The organism is Pseudomonas sp. KU26590 (assembly GCF_026153515.1).
Lineage (GTDB): Bacteria > Pseudomonadota > Gammaproteobacteria > Pseudomonadales > Pseudomonadaceae > Aquipseudomonas.
The window spans coordinates 5066261-5081213 of record NZ_CP110644.1 but is presented as its reverse complement, the minus strand read 5'-3'; the positions used below and the strand labels follow the sequence as shown (position 1 = coordinate 5081213).

17 protein-coding genes and 1 pseudogene are annotated in these 14953 nt (G+C 61.6%); 8 read left to right on the top strand and 10 right to left on the bottom strand.

What is annotated here, in order from left to right:
- Nucleotides 1-253: 253 nt before the first annotated feature.
- From OKW98_RS22605 to OKW98_RS22580, 6 genes and pseudogenes are all read right to left on the bottom strand, one after another.
- Nucleotides 254-1591: a sensor histidine kinase gene (locus OKW98_RS22605; RefSeq protein WP_265386740.1), complete on the bottom strand. Its 1338-nt coding sequence runs from the start codon at nt 1589-1591 to the stop codon at nt 254-256.
- 93 nt (nt 1592-1684) lie between these two features.
- Nucleotides 1685-2128, bottom strand: coding sequence for a Spy/CpxP family protein refolding chaperone (locus OKW98_RS22600; RefSeq protein WP_265386739.1), 444 nt, complete (start codon nt 2126-2128; stop codon nt 1685-1687).
- 321 nt (nt 2129-2449) lie between these two features.
- On the bottom strand, nt 2450-3127 hold the full coding sequence (locus tag OKW98_RS22595; RefSeq protein ID WP_265386738.1) for a response regulator transcription factor: 678 nt from the start codon (nt 3125-3127) through the stop codon (nt 2450-2452).
- Nucleotides 3128-3134: 7 nt separating this feature from the next.
- Nucleotides 3135-3287: pseudogene (locus OKW98_RS22590) on the bottom strand (translation initiation factor 2); the annotation flags it as partial.
- Between the two features lie 114 nt (nt 3288-3401).
- Nucleotides 3402-3701, bottom strand: a complete 300-nt coding sequence (locus OKW98_RS22585) for a YciI family protein (protein WP_265386737.1) — start codon at nt 3699-3701, stop codon at nt 3402-3404.
- Between the two features lies 1 nt (nt 3702).
- Nucleotides 3703-4311, bottom strand: coding sequence for a septation protein A (locus tag OKW98_RS22580; RefSeq protein WP_265386736.1), 609 nt, complete (start codon nt 4309-4311; stop codon nt 3703-3705).
- Between the two features lie 65 nt (nt 4312-4376).
- On the opposite strand from OKW98_RS22580, the gene OKW98_RS22575 reads away from it, so the two are divergent.
- From OKW98_RS22575 to rluB, 6 genes are all read left to right on the top strand, one after another.
- Nucleotides 4377-5237: a PHP domain-containing protein gene (locus tag OKW98_RS22575; protein ID WP_265386735.1), complete on the top strand. Its 861-nt coding sequence runs from the start codon at nt 4377-4379 to the stop codon at nt 5235-5237.
- A 13-nt stretch (nt 5238-5250) separates the two neighbouring features.
- The gene (locus OKW98_RS22570) at nt 5251-5883 is read left to right on the top strand and encodes an L-threonylcarbamoyladenylate synthase (RefSeq protein ID WP_265386734.1); all 633 of its coding nucleotides are present in this window, start codon (nt 5251-5253) and stop codon (nt 5881-5883) included.
- A gap of 128 nt (nt 5884-6011) precedes the next feature.
- Nucleotides 6012-6710, top strand: coding sequence for a segregation and condensation protein A (locus OKW98_RS22565; protein WP_265389815.1), 699 nt, complete (start codon nt 6012-6014; stop codon nt 6708-6710).
- A gap of 17 nt (nt 6711-6727) precedes the next feature.
- Complete coding sequence (gene scpB / locus OKW98_RS22560) at nt 6728-7519, top strand: SMC-Scp complex subunit ScpB (RefSeq protein WP_265386733.1); 792 nt, start codon at nt 6728-6730, stop codon at nt 7517-7519.
- A 54-nt stretch (nt 7520-7573) separates the two neighbouring features.
- Nucleotides 7574-7762, top strand: a complete 189-nt coding sequence (locus OKW98_RS22555; RefSeq protein WP_163022138.1) for a DUF1289 domain-containing protein — start codon at nt 7574-7576, stop codon at nt 7760-7762.
- Nucleotides 7763-7975: 213 nt separating this feature from the next.
- A complete protein-coding gene (rluB, locus tag OKW98_RS22550) occupies nt 7976-9223 on the top strand; it encodes a 23S rRNA pseudouridine(2605) synthase RluB (RefSeq protein ID WP_265386732.1) in 1248 nt (415 codons plus the stop codon).
- An 83-nt stretch (nt 9224-9306) separates the two neighbouring features.
- Here rluB and OKW98_RS22545 read toward each other — a convergent pair whose 3' ends face one another.
- Both OKW98_RS22545 and OKW98_RS22540 read right to left on the bottom strand, forming a co-directional pair.
- On the bottom strand, nt 9307-10275 hold the full coding sequence (locus OKW98_RS22545; protein ID WP_265386731.1) for a leucyl aminopeptidase: 969 nt from the start codon (nt 10273-10275) through the stop codon (nt 9307-9309).
- Nucleotides 10276-10345: 70 nt separating this feature from the next.
- Nucleotides 10346-10483, bottom strand: a complete 138-nt coding sequence (locus tag OKW98_RS22540) for a hypothetical protein (protein WP_037013761.1) — start codon at nt 10481-10483, stop codon at nt 10346-10348.
- A 516-nt stretch (nt 10484-10999) separates the two neighbouring features.
- Here OKW98_RS22540 and OKW98_RS22535 point away from each other — a divergent pair.
- Nucleotides 11000-12424, top strand: coding sequence for an amino acid permease (locus OKW98_RS22535; RefSeq protein WP_265386730.1), 1425 nt, complete (start codon nt 11000-11002; stop codon nt 12422-12424).
- Between the two features lie 53 nt (nt 12425-12477).
- Nucleotides 12478-12891, top strand: a complete 414-nt coding sequence (gene arfB, locus OKW98_RS22530) for an alternative ribosome rescue aminoacyl-tRNA hydrolase ArfB (protein ID WP_265386729.1) — start codon at nt 12478-12480, stop codon at nt 12889-12891.
- Between the two features lie 307 nt (nt 12892-13198).
- Here the strand turns inward: arfB and OKW98_RS22525 are convergent, their stop codons facing one another.
- A complete protein-coding gene (locus OKW98_RS22525; protein ID WP_265386728.1) occupies nt 13199-14413 on the bottom strand; it encodes an MFS transporter in 1215 nt (404 codons plus the stop codon).
- Nucleotides 14414-14648: 235 nt separating this feature from the next.
- On the bottom strand, nt 14649-14786 hold the full coding sequence (locus tag OKW98_RS22520; RefSeq protein WP_265386727.1) for a hypothetical protein: 138 nt from the start codon (nt 14784-14786) through the stop codon (nt 14649-14651).
- Nucleotides 14787-14953 lie beyond the last annotated feature (167 nt).

The following is a 14953-nucleotide window of genomic DNA, read 5'->3' as shown; positions in this document are numbered from 1 at the left end:
GGAAGGCGTTCTGCGTCACACTGCAAAATGGACGGCGCCTACACCGGCCTCTTCCCGGCTGAAGCCGGTCCTACTGAGCACCGCGCCCATTCAGCGGGGCTGACTATACCGGCGATTGTGGGACCGGCTTTAGCCGGGAATGCGGTCTGCGTCACACTGCAAAATGGATGGCGCTCACACTGGCCTCTTCCCGGCTGAAGTCGGTCCTACTGAGCACCGCGCTCATTCAGCGGGAGTGGCGGCGACAGGGGAATCAGCCGTGCAAAGCAGTTAACTCGCGCGGCACGACGATGCTGGCCACGAATCCGCCCTGGGGGTGATTGCCCAGCACCAGCGTTCCGCCGTGCTTCTCGGCGGCGCGTTTGGCGATCGCCAGACCCAGCCCGTAACCCGGCGCGGTCTGGTTGGGCGCGCGATAGAACGGCTCGCCCAACTGCGCCAGATGCTCCGGGTTGGCACCGGGTCCGTGATCTCGCACGCTGAGCCGCCATTCATCTCCCTCAATGCTTGCGGTCAACTCGATCGGCTGACCCACCGGATTGAAGCGCAGCGCGTTGCGCAGCAGATTATCCAGCGCCCGTTCCAGCACACTTGGCCAGCCCAGCAACTGCACACCCGGCTGCACCGACACCGAAACCGTCTGCTCGCCGCCACCCATTTCCGTCTCGGCCTGCAAATGGTGCAAAAGCCCTGACAAATCCACCGGCGTGGCGCTGCCCATGTCGGCGTCCAGTCGTGCCAGCGCCAGAATCTCACTGATCAACTCTTCCAGCCGGTCGCACTCACGGGTCAGGCGCGGCCACAGCTTGTCGCGCTCCACCGGCTCGGCGCGTTCGGCCAAGGCGAGGGCAATCCGTAGCCGGGCCAGGGGAGAGCGCAGTTCATGGGACACGTCGCGCAGCAACTGCCGCTGGCTGCTGATCTGGCTTTGCAGGCGGGCGCCCATGCGGTTGAAGTCATTCGCCAGCACGCCGAATTCATCGCGGCGGTTGGCCAGTTGCGCCAGGCTGTTCTGCTGGTAGGTGGTCTGCCCAAGATCATGCACCGCGCCGCGCAAACGGCTTAACGGGCGGGTGATCGACAACGTCACCATCAGGCTGAACAACGTCAGCACCACCAGCGCGATACCCAGCGCACTCAGCGGCCAGACCAGGCTGTCGCGGTGCCAGGCGTCCAGCTCCGGATGGGGGATGCGGTAAATCAGCAGGTAGGTTTCGCCGGTCTTCGCGCTGGTGTATTCGGTGGTCAACCGACGCCAGGGCAGCGGGCGAGTGTCGTCATTCTGCCGCTCTTCAAAGGCTGCCGCCCGGGGCGGGAACGTGCCGGGAATCACCGCTTCGCCGCTGTCGTTCAGCACCTGAACGTCGATGTGGTATTTGCGCTTGAGGTCTTGCAGATAGTCCTGGGCAGATTTCTCGCCCTGGCCTTCGTACAGCTCGACCCACTTCTGCGGCAAATTGTGCAGGCCGGGATGACGGCTGAGGATCCAGGCGTCCTGATTGAGCACATGGCCCATCAGAATCGACAGGCCCGCCACCAACGCGATGGCCAACCAGAAGCTCGCCAGGATTCTCCAAAACAATGAACGCACGTGCTGCCCTCGACCCGGTTCGTCAAACAGAAAACCCGACACGCCGGGGAGCGTGTCGGGTTGGGGGAAGTGTAATGCCGCGCCAGCAGCCGGTTACTGGGTTTTTTGCGCTTTCTGCGCTTTCCAGGCTTCGAACTCGGCGCGATCCGCACGGCGCTGAGCCTCATCCTTCTGGATCTGGTCGAACGTCTTCTGTTGTTCCGGCGTCAGCAGGGCGCGGATGTCGGACCGGGTTTTGTCGTGGGCAGCGGCCATTTCATCTTTCATCGCCTTCTGGTCGGCGGCCGACAGCTTGGCCAGGTACTTCTGAGTGATCTCGTTGCGGCCGTGCCATTGAGCGCCCATCAGCTTGTCGACTTGCTGACGTTGATCCGGGGTCAGGTTCAGCTTGTCCATTGGGCCTTTGCGGTGATGCATGCCGGGGCCATCGAAGCCCGGGCCGCCAGGGCCACCCATCGGGCCGCCTTCTGGAGGCATGGCCATTGCAACGGTAGGCAGGGCTGCGGCGAACATCAAAGCCATCAAAGTCTTGCGCATGGTGAATCTCCTTGTCTCGATTTCGGCTCTGTGCCGGTTGAGGCCAGTTTAGGGAGATCAAGGTCAAGCGAGGTCAGGCGTCGGTAAAGCTTGGGTAAAGAGGATCAGTCGGGCGGCTGACACAAAGAGCGGGCCGTTAATTGCTGTAGGAGCGTGGCTTGTCCCGCGATCTGCCGGGAACCGGCAGCCGAACAATGCGCTACGGTATGTCAGGCCACCCGCCTATATAGAAGTCGCTGCCGCTGCGCGCCAGATCGCGGGACAAGCCACGCTCCTACAAAGGAAGCCTCCGCACCGCGTGGTCATCGCCCGCCGCCAAGATCACACCGCGTAATAATACCCGCGACTGCGCAAAGCAACGATGCGCGGGCGGCCGTCGGCATGGGGGCCGATCTTCTTGCGCAGGTTGCTGACGTGCATATCCAGACTGCGGTCGTACAGAGTCAACTTGCGGCCGAGGGCCAGTTGCGCCAGCTCCTGCTTCTCCAGCGGTTCCCCGGGCTGGCCGAGCAAAGCCTCGAGGAGACGGGCCTCGGAGACTGTAAGGGTGAATTCCTGCTCGTCAATCGTGACCACGCCCCGCGCCGGACTGAAACACAGGTCGCCCAGTTCGATCTGGGACGACACTGCCGTCGGATGGCTACGGCGCAGCACCGCGCGCAGACGCGCTGTCAGTTCACGGGGATCGCAGGGCTTGGCCAGATAATCGTCGGCGCCCAGCTCCAGACCCAGGATGCGGTCCAGCGGTTCGCCGCGTGCCGACAGCATCAGCACGGGAAGGTCTGGGTGATCGGTGCGCAACTGTTTGAGCAGTTCCAGACCGCTGCCATCGGGCAGCATCACGTCCAGCACCACCGCAGCGGGTGCGGATTCGGCGAGCGCCTTGCGCGCGCTCTGGCCATCGTGGCAGGCGCGCACGGCGAACCCTTCCTGACTCAACCAACTGCTCAGAAGCTCACACAGCTCCTGGTCATCATCAATAAGTAACAGCTCGCTCATGACTCACTCAATTTAGCCATTGCCGACGACGTCTACGCCAGCCGCTGGCAAAGATACCGCACTGGAGGGCCACCCTTGTTGCGCGGCCCCTTGCGACAAACCATTGTTGTTCGATCAACACCCGCAAAGGCATGACCGCCCGTGCCTCTTTGAGCCGCAGTCAAAGCCTTTGGTTCTAGCAACTTATCGGCAGGGCAGTGCGAAGGGTGAGCGTTGGAACGCGGGTTGAAGGCGGTCCGGCTCGGTGTACAGAGCCGGGCGCTCGACAGACGTATCAGGGCAGGACTTGCTTGAACGGCTTGACGATCACGCCGGCGTAGACACCCGCTGCCACATAGGGATCCGCCTCAGCCCAGGCTTGGGCGTCCTTGAGCGACTCGAATTCGGCGACGATCAGGCTGCCGGTAAACCCCGCAGCGCCCGGGTCTATGCTATCTACCGCAGGCATTGGCCCCGCGAGGACGATGCGGCCTTCGGCTTTCATTGCGTTCAGACGCTCAAGATGCGCAGGGCGCGCAGCGAGGCGTTTTTCCAGCGAGTTGGCGACGTCGGTTGCCACGATTGCATAGAGCATGTCAGTCCTCTCTTTTTTTGTTTGAAGGCTGGGTGGACGGGTCAGCGTCATGGATGTGGCGGGCCAGGTAGATGCCCTGGCCGACCAGGAACAGCAGGGTCATGCCCAGGCTGCCGAACACCTTGAAGTCGACCCAGAATTCTTGATAGGTAAACGCCACATAGAGGTTGGCCGCGCCGCAGAACAGAAAGAACACGATCCAGGCGATGTTCAGCTTGGTCCAGACCGTCTGAGGCAGGGTCAGCGCGTGGCCCATGATGCGTTGAATCAACAGACGGTCGCCAATGAAGTGGCTGCCGGCGAAGATCAGCGCGAAGACCCAGTTCACGACCGGGGCTTTCCACTTGAGGAAGGTTTCGCTGTGGAAGGCCAGGGTCAGGCTACCGAAGACCAGACAGGCAATCAGCGTTAGCCACTGACTTTTTTCCAGTTTGCCCTGACGGACATACAGGACGCCGTAAACCACGAGGGAACTGGCGATGAGCATCGCGGTGGCGCTGTAAATCCCGCCTACCATGAAGCTGTGGCCAAGGACATCGACGGCTTGCGGGCTGATTTTGTAAACGATGAAGAACAGGATGAGCGGGATGAAGTCGATGAATTGTTTCACAGTAAGAGCCAGAAGCTGGATGTGACGGCATAATAACAAACATCAATGACTGCGAAAGCGCCCCTATGAACGTCGATCTGCACTGCCACAGCACCGCTTCCGATGGCGCCCTTGCGCCCGCGGTACTTGTCGCACGTGCCCACGAGCACGGCGTGAAAGTCCTCGCGCTGACCGATCACGACACCCTCGAAGGCCTCGCCGAGGCCCGTGCTGCGGCGGTTGCACTGGGTATGCAGCTGATCGATGGCATCGAATTGTCCTGCACCTGGGGCGGTGCCACCATTCATGTGCTGGGCTATGCGTTCGATGTAAATGCCCCGCAATTGCGTGAGGCCATCGAGCAATTGCACACCGGCCGCTGGCTGCGGGCCGAAGAAATAAGCCGCAAGTTGGCGATGAAAGGTATGCCCGGCGCGCTCGAAGGTGCCCGCGCAGTTCAGCAGGCGCTGGGCGACAGCGGCAATGCGCCGGCCCGACCGCACTTTGCCGACTTTCTGGTCAACCAGGGTTTCGTCAAGGACCGCGCCGAAGCGTTCCGCAAATGGCTCGGCGCGGGCAAGCTGGGCGACGTCAAGCAACACTGGCCGACCCTTGAGCAAACGGTGGTGACCCTGCGCGCCGCCGGTGCGTGGATCAGCCTGGCGCACCCTTCGCATTACGATTTCACCCGCAGCAAGCGTCGCAAGCTGGTCGCCGACTTTATCCAGGCCGGCGGTCACGCGATAGAAGTGGTCAACGGCCTGCAGCCTGCCGATCAGGTCGGCAGTCTGGCGATTCTGGCCCGTGAGTTCGGTCTGCTGGTCAGTGCCGGCAGTGATTTTCATGCCCCAGGCGCTTGGTCTGAAATCGGCGTTTATCGCCCATTGCCCGAAGACCTGCCGCCCCTTTGGTGTCGGTTCAAACATGACCAGCCTACTGCCGTCTGAACAGGAAATTACCGTGAGTCAATTTTTCCAGGTCCACCCGGAGAATCCGCAAGCGCGCCTGATCAAACAGGCCGTGGAAATCATCCGGGCGGGCGGTCTGGTGGTGTATCCCACCGATTCGTCCTACGCATTGGGTTGCCAGATGGGCGACAAGACGGCCGTCGAGCGCATCCGTCGCCTGCGTCAACTCGATGACAAGCACAACTTCACGCTGATGTGCAGCGATCTGTCGCAGCTGGGGTTGTTCGCCAAGGTCGACACGGCGGCGTTCCGCGTCCTGAAAGCGCACACGCCGGGGCCTTACACCTTCATCCTCGGCGCCACCCGTGACGTGCCGCGTCTGGTGCTGCACCCCAAGCGGCGCACCATCGGTTTGCGCGTGCCGGGTCATCCCATCGCGCAGGCGCTGTTGCAGGAGCTGGGCGAGCCGCTGATGAGCGTGAGCCTGATCATGCCGGGCGAGACTATTCCGATGAGCGACCCCTTCGAGATGCGCGGGATCCTCGAGCATCAGGTGGACCTGATCATCGACGCCGGCGAGGGCGGCATTTCGGCGTCGACCGTGGTGAATCTGACCGATGGCGAGCCCCAGGTGGTGCGCGTGGGGTGCGGCGATCCGACGCCGTTCGGGGTCGAAGTCGAGTGACCGAAGCGCAAACCCTGGACGCTCAGACCGACAGTCAGGCCGGCGCGCAGCAAGAGCTGCCGTTTGCCATGGTCTACGGTCAGGCCGTCACGCAGATGCCGGTCGACCTGTACATCCCGCCGGACGCGCTGGAAGTGTTCCTCGAAGCCTTCGAAGGCCCGCTGGACTTGCTGCTGTACCTGATCCGCAAACAGAACATCAACATCCTCGACATCCCCGTGGCGGAAATCACCCGTCAGTACATGGGTTATGTCGAGCTGATGAAAACCGTGCGCCTGGAGCTCGCCGCCGAATACCTGGTCATGGCGGCCATGCTCGCCGAGATCAAGTCGCGCATGCTGCTGCCCCGCTCGGAAATGGCCGAAGAGGAAGAGGGTGATCCCCGCGCCGAACTGATCCGTCGCTTGCAGCAGTACGAGCGGTTCAAGGCGGCGGCAGAAAACATCGATCAACTGTCTCGCGTGGGCCGCGACATCGTCATACCCAGGCTGGAGGCGCCCGAAGCGCGGGTGCGCAAGTTGTTGCCGGACGTCGCCCTCGAAGAGCTGTTGATGTCGATGGCCGACGTCCTGCGCCGGGGCGATATGTTTGAAAGCCACCAGGTCAGCCGCGAAGCGCTGTCCACCCGCGAGCGTATGAGCGATGTGCTGGAGCGCTTGAAAGGCGCGGGTTTCGTGCCCTTCGCCGAGCTGTTCACGGCTGAAGAGGGACGGCTGGGCGTGGTGGTGACGTTCATGGCCGTGCTGGAATTGGTCAAGGAGCAACTGGTGGAGCTGGTGCAAAACGAAGCCTTCGCCGTTATTCATGTGCGGGCGCGAGCCGAATAAAGAGCAAGAGCTGATCAATGAACCTGAATGAACCCCGCGATCTGGCGCCGTTGCTCGAAGCGTTTCTGCTCGCCTCCGGAAAACCGCAGTCCCTGGAGCGCCTCTACGAGCTGTTTGAAGAAGGTGAGCGGCCCGAACCGCCGGTGTTCAAAAAGGCGCTGACGTTGCTGGGCAAATCCTGCGACAACCGCGCCTTTGAGCTGAAGGAAGTCGCCACCGGCTACCGCTTGCAGATCCGCGAGAAGTTTGCGCCCTGGGTCGGGCGCCTGTGGGAAGAGCGGCCGCAGCGTTATTCGCGGGCCCTGCTGGAAACCATGGCGCTGATCGCCTATCGCCAGCCGATTACCCGGGGCGAGATCGAGGACGTGCGCGGCGTCGCGGTCAACACCAACATCGTCAAGACCCTGATGGAGCGCGAATGGATCAGGATCGTTGGCTACCGCGACGTGCCCGGCAAGCCGGCGATGTTCGCCACCACCAAGGCTTTTCTCGACCACTTCAACCTGAAGAACCTCGACGAACTACCGCCGCTGGCCGACCTGCGCGAGATGGAAACCGAGCCGGTGCTGGAGTTCGACGACGCGCCTGTGCCCGCGCATTTGCAGGCGTTGGCCGACGCCAGTCTGTCGCTCGATGCTGACGCAGAGCCTGAAGCGCCCCGGGACGAGACCAGTTTCCGCAGCCTGCTGGCCGAGCTGGATACCATGGAGCAGGGCCTGAAAATCGACTTCGATGATTTATTGCTCGATGAGCCCGATAAAGAGTCTGAATTGGAAGAACCGCCGCAGGACGATGAAGATCCGCGGTGACGATTGCTGTGGCAGGACGATGCACAGCGCCCAATTCCTCACTCAGGCGGACCCATGAGCACCAAGAATCCCTGCATCAGCCTCTGCAAGTTCGACGAAGAGATCTGCCTGGGCTGCGGTCGCAGCAAGCGCGAGATCAAATCCTGGAAGAAGATGGAGAAGGACGAAAAACGCTCGGTGCTCGCCGAGTCGGCGCTGCGGTTGATCAAGCTCAAGGGCGCCAGTCGGCGGAAAAAGAAGTGAGCCTGATTTTTTCATCTAGTCTCTGATGCGCAACGCGCCTCAGGCGCGTATGATTCGCGACCTTTTGGCGATCCACACGCGCCAGGGATTTCAGTTTTCTGCCCGTTCCGCTTCAGAGTTGTTCTGATCCGGAGCCGCTCTCGTCCAGAGAGCCGGGCCACAGGCCATGCCCACTCGCGCATGCCCTGATTCGACACACCGGGAGGTGCCCAGATGAGTGAACAAGACAAGCAAGACAAAGAGATCGGCCCAGCAGGCGAAAAACTGCAGAAGGTTCTGGCGCGCATTGGCGTCGGTTCCCGTCGCGACGTTGAAGCCTGGATCGGCGAAGGCCGCATCAAGGTCAACGGCGTTCAGGCCACTCTCGGTCAGCGCGTCGATCTGCACGACGCCATCACGGTCGACGGTCGCGTGATCCGCCGCGAAGAAGCCGCCGAGACCGTTCGCCGCGTCGTCATGTACAACAAGCCGGACGGTGAAATCTGCACCCGTGACGACCCTGAAGGCCGTCCAACCGTGTTTGATCGCCTGCCGCGCCCTAAAGAAGGCCGCTGGATCAATATCGGCCGTCTGGACATCAACACCACCGGCTTGCTGATGTTCACCACCGACGGTGAACTGGCCAACCGCCTGATGCACCCCTCGTTCGAAATGGACCGCGAGTACGCCGTGCGCGTCCGTGGCGAAGTCGACGACGACATGCTGGCGCGCCTGAAGGCTGGCGTGGTGCTGGAAGACGGCCCGGCGCGTTTCACCGACATCCAGCAGGCGCCGGGTGGCGAAGGTTTCAACCACTGGTACCACTGCGTGGTCATGGAAGGCCGCAACCGTGAAGTTCGCCGGTTGTGGGAATCCCAGGGCTTGGTGGTCAGCCGCCTGAAGCGCGTGCGTTTCGGTCCGGTGTTCCTCAATTCCGATCTGCCGATGGGTCGCTGGCGCGAAATGAGTCAGCAGGAAGTCGACATCCTCAGCGCCGAGGTCGGCCTGACGCCGGTCGCGATGCCGCAGATGAATGCCAAGACCAAGGACAAGCTGGAGCGTTTGCAGCGCCAGTCGTCCCGTCCGTTGGGCAAGGGCGAGCGTGTGCGTCAGGTTCGTCCGGCCAAGGATGCAGTGTCCCCGGATCGTCCGGCCCGCGAGCCGCGTCTGGCGGATGGCGAGCGCCCGGCGCGCAAGCCTGCGGAAAGCGGTCGTCCGGCGCGCACGCCGCGTCCGGCCATCGGTGGTCGTGGCGACACTGCGCGCGGCGGCAATCCACGGGGTGACAGCGCGCGCAGTGAAAGCGGTCGTGGCACGCCGGTCGCGGAGCGTCCGAGCGACATGAACAAGCGTCCTGCCAAGCCGAAGCCTTCGCGTCCCGGCGTCGGTCTCGTGGACGACAAGACCCCGTCCGGCAAGCGCCGCGGCCCGCCAAGCGGCTCCGGTCAGCGTCCGGGCTTTGGTCGTCGCAAGCCCGAGTAACGGCGTTGTGAAGCAGTAATCGCGGTCTGAAGTACAAAAAACGCCAGTCGAGAGACTGGCGTTTTTTTATGCGCGCTGGGGAGTCAGACGACGTAGGCAGTCCCGTCGAACACCACGCGCTTGTCCACGGCCAGTGAGCCGCTGTTGAAAATCAGGTCCATGTGATGGCTGCCCTTGGCACCGCCGCCCAGGCCCAGATGCAGCCCGCAATGGCGTTCTTCGAAACCTGCGTTGCGCGCGTACAGCTGACTGACGCCTTCGTTGGTGCCGATCCCCAGTTCTTCGATGCGCCGGTTCGAGGGGTTGGCGTCCAGGTATTTATTGAAGTCGTGCTCCAGCCCCGGCACGTCCGTGGCAATGCGGGTCACCACGGAGTTCTCGATCCACAATTCCAGTGGCGACTCGATGATCCCGTATTTGCGCGCGAAAGGGATGGTGCTGAGAAACGTACCGAGAAACCGCACATGACCGTTGATGGATTCGCTGTGGGTGGCAATCTCGCCCGGCGCCAGGTCGTAATTGCCGACACCGTTGATGTTGGTCCACTTTTTCAGCTCGCGCAGCGGGGCCTCGAAGTACGAGCCGTGATCGTCGCTGAAACTGAGGGTCTCGCCTTCATTCATGGTGCTGATCAGCGCCGCATTTAATTGGGCGATGCGCTCGGGCTCAACGCTGAACGTGTCGTAGAAATAGTCGCCGTAATCCTTGAACAGCAAGGACTTCTTCCAGTGCGCCGACATCACCTCCTGCAACTGGCGAATGAACGGTGGCCCCTCCGCGCGAGGATTGGGCAGCGTCGAGGCGTCGTAGAACAGGACGAAAAGATCGGCATCGGTGATGGCCTTTGCCAGCTCGCCCACAGGGGAAGTGTCCAGCGGCAGGGTGCTGAACCGAAAGAAATCCCGAGCCGTCGAGCTCTCGATGATGCCGTCGACGATGCTGCGGTATTCCGGGGTGTGGGCCAGTAGTACTTGGGGAGTGGTCATGCCGGTGACGGCGGGGTGGCGTTGCAGGTAATACAGGAAGTGTTCGATGGCGCTGCTGTTGTCCATGGTTGCGCTCCGCTCCGAATGCTTAAAACAAGAGGGCGAAAGCGTTAGCCGCATTCGCCCTTCAGCTGCTTTAGAACGGCCACATCGCGGTGCCAAACGCCACCACGGCGTCGGCTTGCATCATCTCCACAGCGGCATCATGAGTCGGTGCTTCAAACCAATCGTCCAATTGCAGTTCTTCTTCCAGAGCCAGTTCAACTGTTTGCATAGGTGAATCTCCTGAGAATGACGTACTTGCCGAATGCAGCGAGGACGAAAGGGCTGAGCCTTGGGCCTCGTCATGGAAGCACACTGACCTTCGTGGCCAGCAAGCACTGAAAAAACTAGTGCAATAGTCAGACTGTTGCAAAGTAAAAAAACGGCGACAAATGCTGGCATTTCGCCGGAATTGTCGAAACTTGCAGCGAAAACAACGTTAGGGCGCTTTTGATTTCGGTGAATTATTTTTGCGACAGAATTGTGTCGGGTGTCTGTTAAGAACAGCTTCCCGGCTGAAGCCGGTCCTACAAACAAGCCGCTCACATCCTGTGAGAACAGCGCCAGCCAGGAATTCTTTCGCCGCCAAACTGCATGTCAGCGGTGTACAATGCGCGCCCGTTTTTTCTGTGATCCACCGGCGTATGAACGCCAACCCTCGGGGTTACCCACCCCGTTTCCCTCCGGCGCGTCATGAGCGCGTCGGGTTAGATTCCGTCACAGACAAGCGCGCCAAGGTGGTTTGCCAATGAGTGAAAACATGTCCCATTCGGGTGACTTGAAGCGTGGTCTGAAGAACCGTCACATCCAGCTGATCGCCCTCGGTGGAGCAATTGGCACGGGTTTGTTCCTGGGCTCGGCAGGGGTGCTGAAGTCCGCTGGCCCGTCGATGATCCTTGGCTACGCCGTCTGCGGCTTCATCGCCTTCATGATCATGCGCCAGCTGGGCGAAATGATCGTCGAAGAGCCGGTGGCCGGATCGTTCAGCCATTTTGCCCACAACTACTGGGGTGGCTTTGCCGGCTTTCTGTCGGGCTGGAACTGCTGGGTTCTGTACATTCTGGTGGGCATGTCCGAACTGACCGCCGTCGGCAAATACATCCAGTACTGGTGGCCGGAGGTCCCGGCGTGGGCATCGGCGGCGGTGTTCTTCGTGATGATCAACGTCATCAACCTGGCCAACGTGAAGGTCTTTGGCGAGGCTGAATTCTGGTTCGCGATCATCAAGGTGGTGGCGATTCTGGGGATGATCGCTCTGGGCAGCTATCTGCTGGTCAGTGGCGACGGTGGCCCGCAAGCGTCGGTGAGCAACCTGTGGGATCGGGGCGGCTTCTTCCCCCATGGCGTGAGCGGGCTGGTCATGGCGCTGGCGTTCATCATGTTCTCCTTCGGCGGCCTGGAAATGCTCGGCTTCACCGCAGCCGAAGCGGACCAACCGCGCACCATCATTCCCAAGGCCATCAACCAGGTCATCTACCGGATTCTGATTTTCTACATTGGCTCGCTGGTGGTGCTGCTGTCGCTGACGCCGTGGGACGCCTTGCTGATTGACCTCAATGCGTCTGGCGATGCCTACAGCGGCAGCCCGTTCGTGCATGTGTTCTCGATGCTGGGCAGTACCACGGCGGCGCACATTCTCAACTTCGTCGTGCTGACGGCGGCCTTGTCGGTCTACAACAGCGGCACCTATTGCAACGCGCGCATGTTGTTTGGCATGGCCGAGCAGGGTGATGCGCCGCAGTCACTGGCGCGGGTCGACAGCCGTGGCGTCCCGGTGCGGGCGATTCTGGTGTCGGCGGCGGTGACGCTGATTGCCGTGCTGCTCAACTACCTGATGCCGCAAAACGCCCTCGAGCTGTTGATGTCGCTGGTGGTCGCCACGTTGGTGATCAACTGGGCGATGATCAGCTATTCGCACCTCAAGTTCCGTGAACACCTGAACCGGATCGGCCAGCAGCCGCTGTTCAAGGCGCTGTGGTACCCGTACGGCAATTACTTCTGTCTGGCGTTTGTGGTGCTGATTCTTGCGATCATGCTGATGATTCCCGGCATCCGGATTTCGGTGTACGCGATCCCGGTCTGGCTGGCGGCGATGTGGGCGTTTTATGTGATCAAGAACAAGCGCCGGGCCAACAGCGAGTCGATGGCCCAGCGCACGTCGATCATCAAGTAAGGCGAGTGCCGCCGGTGACGTCACGGCGGCTTCGTACCAGGACATAGATGCCCATGCTGATCATCTCCAACAACATCCATCTGCCGGACAGCGACGTCGAGCTGACCGCCATCCGTGCGCAGGGTGCGGGTGGTCAGAACGTCAACAAGGTGTCCAGCGCCATGCACCTGCGCTTCGACATCAACGCCTCGTCGCTGCCGCCGTTCTACAAGGAACGCCTGCTGGCGCTGCGTGACAGCCGCATCACCAGCGACGGCGTGCTGGTCATCAAGGCGCAGCAATACCGGACGCAGGAGCAGAACCGTGCCGATGCGCTGGAACGCCTGAGCGAGCTGATCATCAGTGCGGGGAAGGTCGAGAAGAAGCGCCGGCCGACCAAGCCGACCCTGGGCTCGAAGACCCGCCGGCTGGAATTAAAGACCAAGCGCGGGTCGATCAAGGCAGGGCGGGGCAAGGTGGATTTTTGATCATCGTGTGGGGGCAGCTGGCATTAGCCGTTGCAGACCCACCGCGTTCGCCAGCAAGCCGGCTCCTACGGATTTGCATGCACTCGGGACTTGGGGTTAGACGCCGACTCACTGTTGACGCCGACTCACTGTAGGAGCGCGCTTGCCCGCGAATACGTCGGCTCAAACAACACTGCCGTTGCAGACCCACCGCGTTCGCCAGCAAGCTGGCTCAGATTTGCATGCACTCGGGACTTGGGGTTTGACGCCGACCCACCGTAGGAGCCGGCTTGCTGGCGAACGCGTCAAGCCAGACAACGCAGCAGCGTCACAGCGCCGCCGGCTTTTCCCGCGTCCTTTTCGCATGCTTGTACAGATAGACGCTCAGCCCCACTCCGCTCAGTGAAGCCAGCGCGGCAAACAGGAAGATCGACGCAAAGCCGAAACCTGCTGCCACGGCGCCTGCCACCGGCCCGGTAATCCCCAGCGACAGGTCGATGAACAGCGAATAAGCCCCCACCGCCGCACCGCGACTGGCCGGCGGCACCAGATTCACCGCTTCAACACCGAGCGCCGGGAACACCAGTGAGAAGCCAAAGCCGGTCAGTGCCGCACCGGCCAACGCCAGATTCGGGTTTGGCGCCAGCCACAGCAGCAGCAACCCCAAGGTCTCCACTGACAGGCAGGCAATCGCCACGCGGAAGCCGCCGATGCGGTTGATCAGGCTGCCGAACAGCAGGCGTGCGCCGATAAAGCAGGCGCCGAACAGGCTCAGGCACAACACCGCATTGGGCCAGGTGTGGCTGGCGTAATACAGCGTGATGAACGTCGCGATGGTGCCGAAGCCGATCGAACCCAGCGCCAGCCCGGTGCCATGGGGCAGCACGCGGCCAAGCACGTGCAGGAACGGCAAGCGCTCGCCATGCACCAGCGGTGCCGGGGTTTTCTTCCAGGCCAGGGAAATCCCCAGCGCCGCCAGCAGCATGATGCTGATGCCCATGCTCCACAGCCCCAGCGCGTTGACCAGCAACACCCCCACGGGCGCGCCGATGGCCAGTGCGCCGTAGCTGGCGATGCCGTTCCATGAAATCACTTTCGCCGTATTGGCAGCGCCGACGCGGCCGATGCCCCAGCCAATGGACCCCGAGCCAACCAGGCTTTCCGCGCTGCCGAGCACCAGTCGGCCCACGAACAGGCTGATCAGGCTGACCATTGGCCAGGCGTCGAGCCAGTCGGCGAGGAGCATGAACACGCCGCTCAACCCGCAGCCGAACAGGCCGATGATCACCGCTTTCTTCGGGCCTCGGGTGTCGATGAAGCGCCCGGCGTAGGGGCGGCTGAGCAGTGTCGCGAGGTATTGCACGCTGATCACCAGCCCGGCAGCTACGGCGCCGAAGCCAAGGTCGGTGTGCACATAGCCAGGCAATACGGCCAGCGGGATACCGATGTTCAGGTAGCCGATGAAGGTGAACAGCACGATGGAAACAACCTGCAGCGTGACAGCCATAGGACGTTGAGGGGCAGCGCTCGAAGCGTCTGGCATGGGCATAGATCCACGGTTACGACGGAGAAAGAATAGCGAGGGGGCGATCAGGTTGAAGCGTAGACGCTTGAATCCGCGCGAGGGCACATGATAACGAGGCTCGGCGGTTCATGGCAGTAGCGGATAGGTGGATCTGGGTACGGGGTCATGCAGAGATGAAGCCTGTCGCGAATGATTCAGCCCTTATGGAAATACACCTTGAAGACGCTCTTCCATAGGGGCTGAAAGTCAGCCTTCAGCGCGGGCGTTGGGCTTTGCTGCTGTCGTTGCTTTTACCGCTGGCTTTCATCTCGATCGGCTGACCGAGTTCCTGGCGGGCTGCTGCACTTTGCTGCGGTTGGCTTGGGAAGGGGAAGTTCGGGATTTCATGCATATCGTCGCTCCTCACAAGTGTGTTGCGGCTGAATTGAACAGCGCGTCCGAGAACGCTCAGGGAGGATACAGCAGTACAAATGACAATCAGACTTTTAAATGCGGGCCGCTGGTCATGTAGTGAGCATGGGTTCCTACAACACGAACACGCGCGAGCCTGTGGGAGCG

Bases quoted from the DNA above. Each gene is read 5' to 3' on its own strand.
- OKW98_RS22595 (WP_265386738.1), bottom strand. From the start codon at position 3,127: ATGAGCGAGCTGTTACTTATTGATGATGACCAGGAGCTGTGTGAGCTT.
- scpB (WP_265386733.1), top strand. From the start codon at position 6,728: ATGAACCTGAATGAACCCCGCGATCTGGCGCCGTTGCTCGAAGCGTTT.
- rluB (WP_265386732.1), top strand. From the start codon at position 7,976: ATGAGTGAACAAGACAAGCAAGACAAAGAGATCGGCCCAGCAGGCGAA.
- arfB (WP_265386729.1), top strand. From the start codon at position 12,478: ATGCTGATCATCTCCAACAACATCCATCTGCCGGACAGCGACGTCGAG.
- OKW98_RS22600 (WP_265386739.1), bottom strand. From the start codon at position 2,128: ATGCGCAAGACTTTGATGGCTTTGATGTTCGCCGCAGCCCTGCCTACC.
- OKW98_RS22555 (WP_163022138.1), top strand. From the start codon at position 7,574: ATGAGCACCAAGAATCCCTGCATCAGCCTCTGCAAGTTCGACGAAGAG.
- OKW98_RS22575 (WP_265386735.1), top strand. From the start codon at position 4,377: ATGAACGTCGATCTGCACTGCCACAGCACCGCTTCCGATGGCGCCCTT.
- OKW98_RS22520 (WP_265386727.1), bottom strand. From the start codon at position 14,786: ATGCATGAAATCCCGAACTTCCCCTTCCCAAGCCAACCGCAGCAAAGT.
- OKW98_RS22540 (WP_037013761.1), bottom strand. From the start codon at position 10,483: ATGCAAACAGTTGAACTGGCTCTGGAAGAAGAACTGCAATTGGACGAT.
- OKW98_RS22545 (WP_265386731.1), bottom strand. From the start codon at position 10,275: ATGGACAACAGCAGCGCCATCGAACACTTCCTGTATTACCTGCAACGC.
- OKW98_RS22525 (WP_265386728.1), bottom strand. From the start codon at position 14,413: ATGCCAGACGCTTCGAGCGCTGCCCCTCAACGTCCTATGGCTGTCACG.
- OKW98_RS22585 (WP_265386737.1), bottom strand. From the start codon at position 3,701: ATGCTCTATGCAATCGTGGCAACCGACGTCGCCAACTCGCTGGAAAAA.
- OKW98_RS22535 (WP_265386730.1), top strand. From the start codon at position 11,000: ATGAGTGAAAACATGTCCCATTCGGGTGACTTGAAGCGTGGTCTGAAG.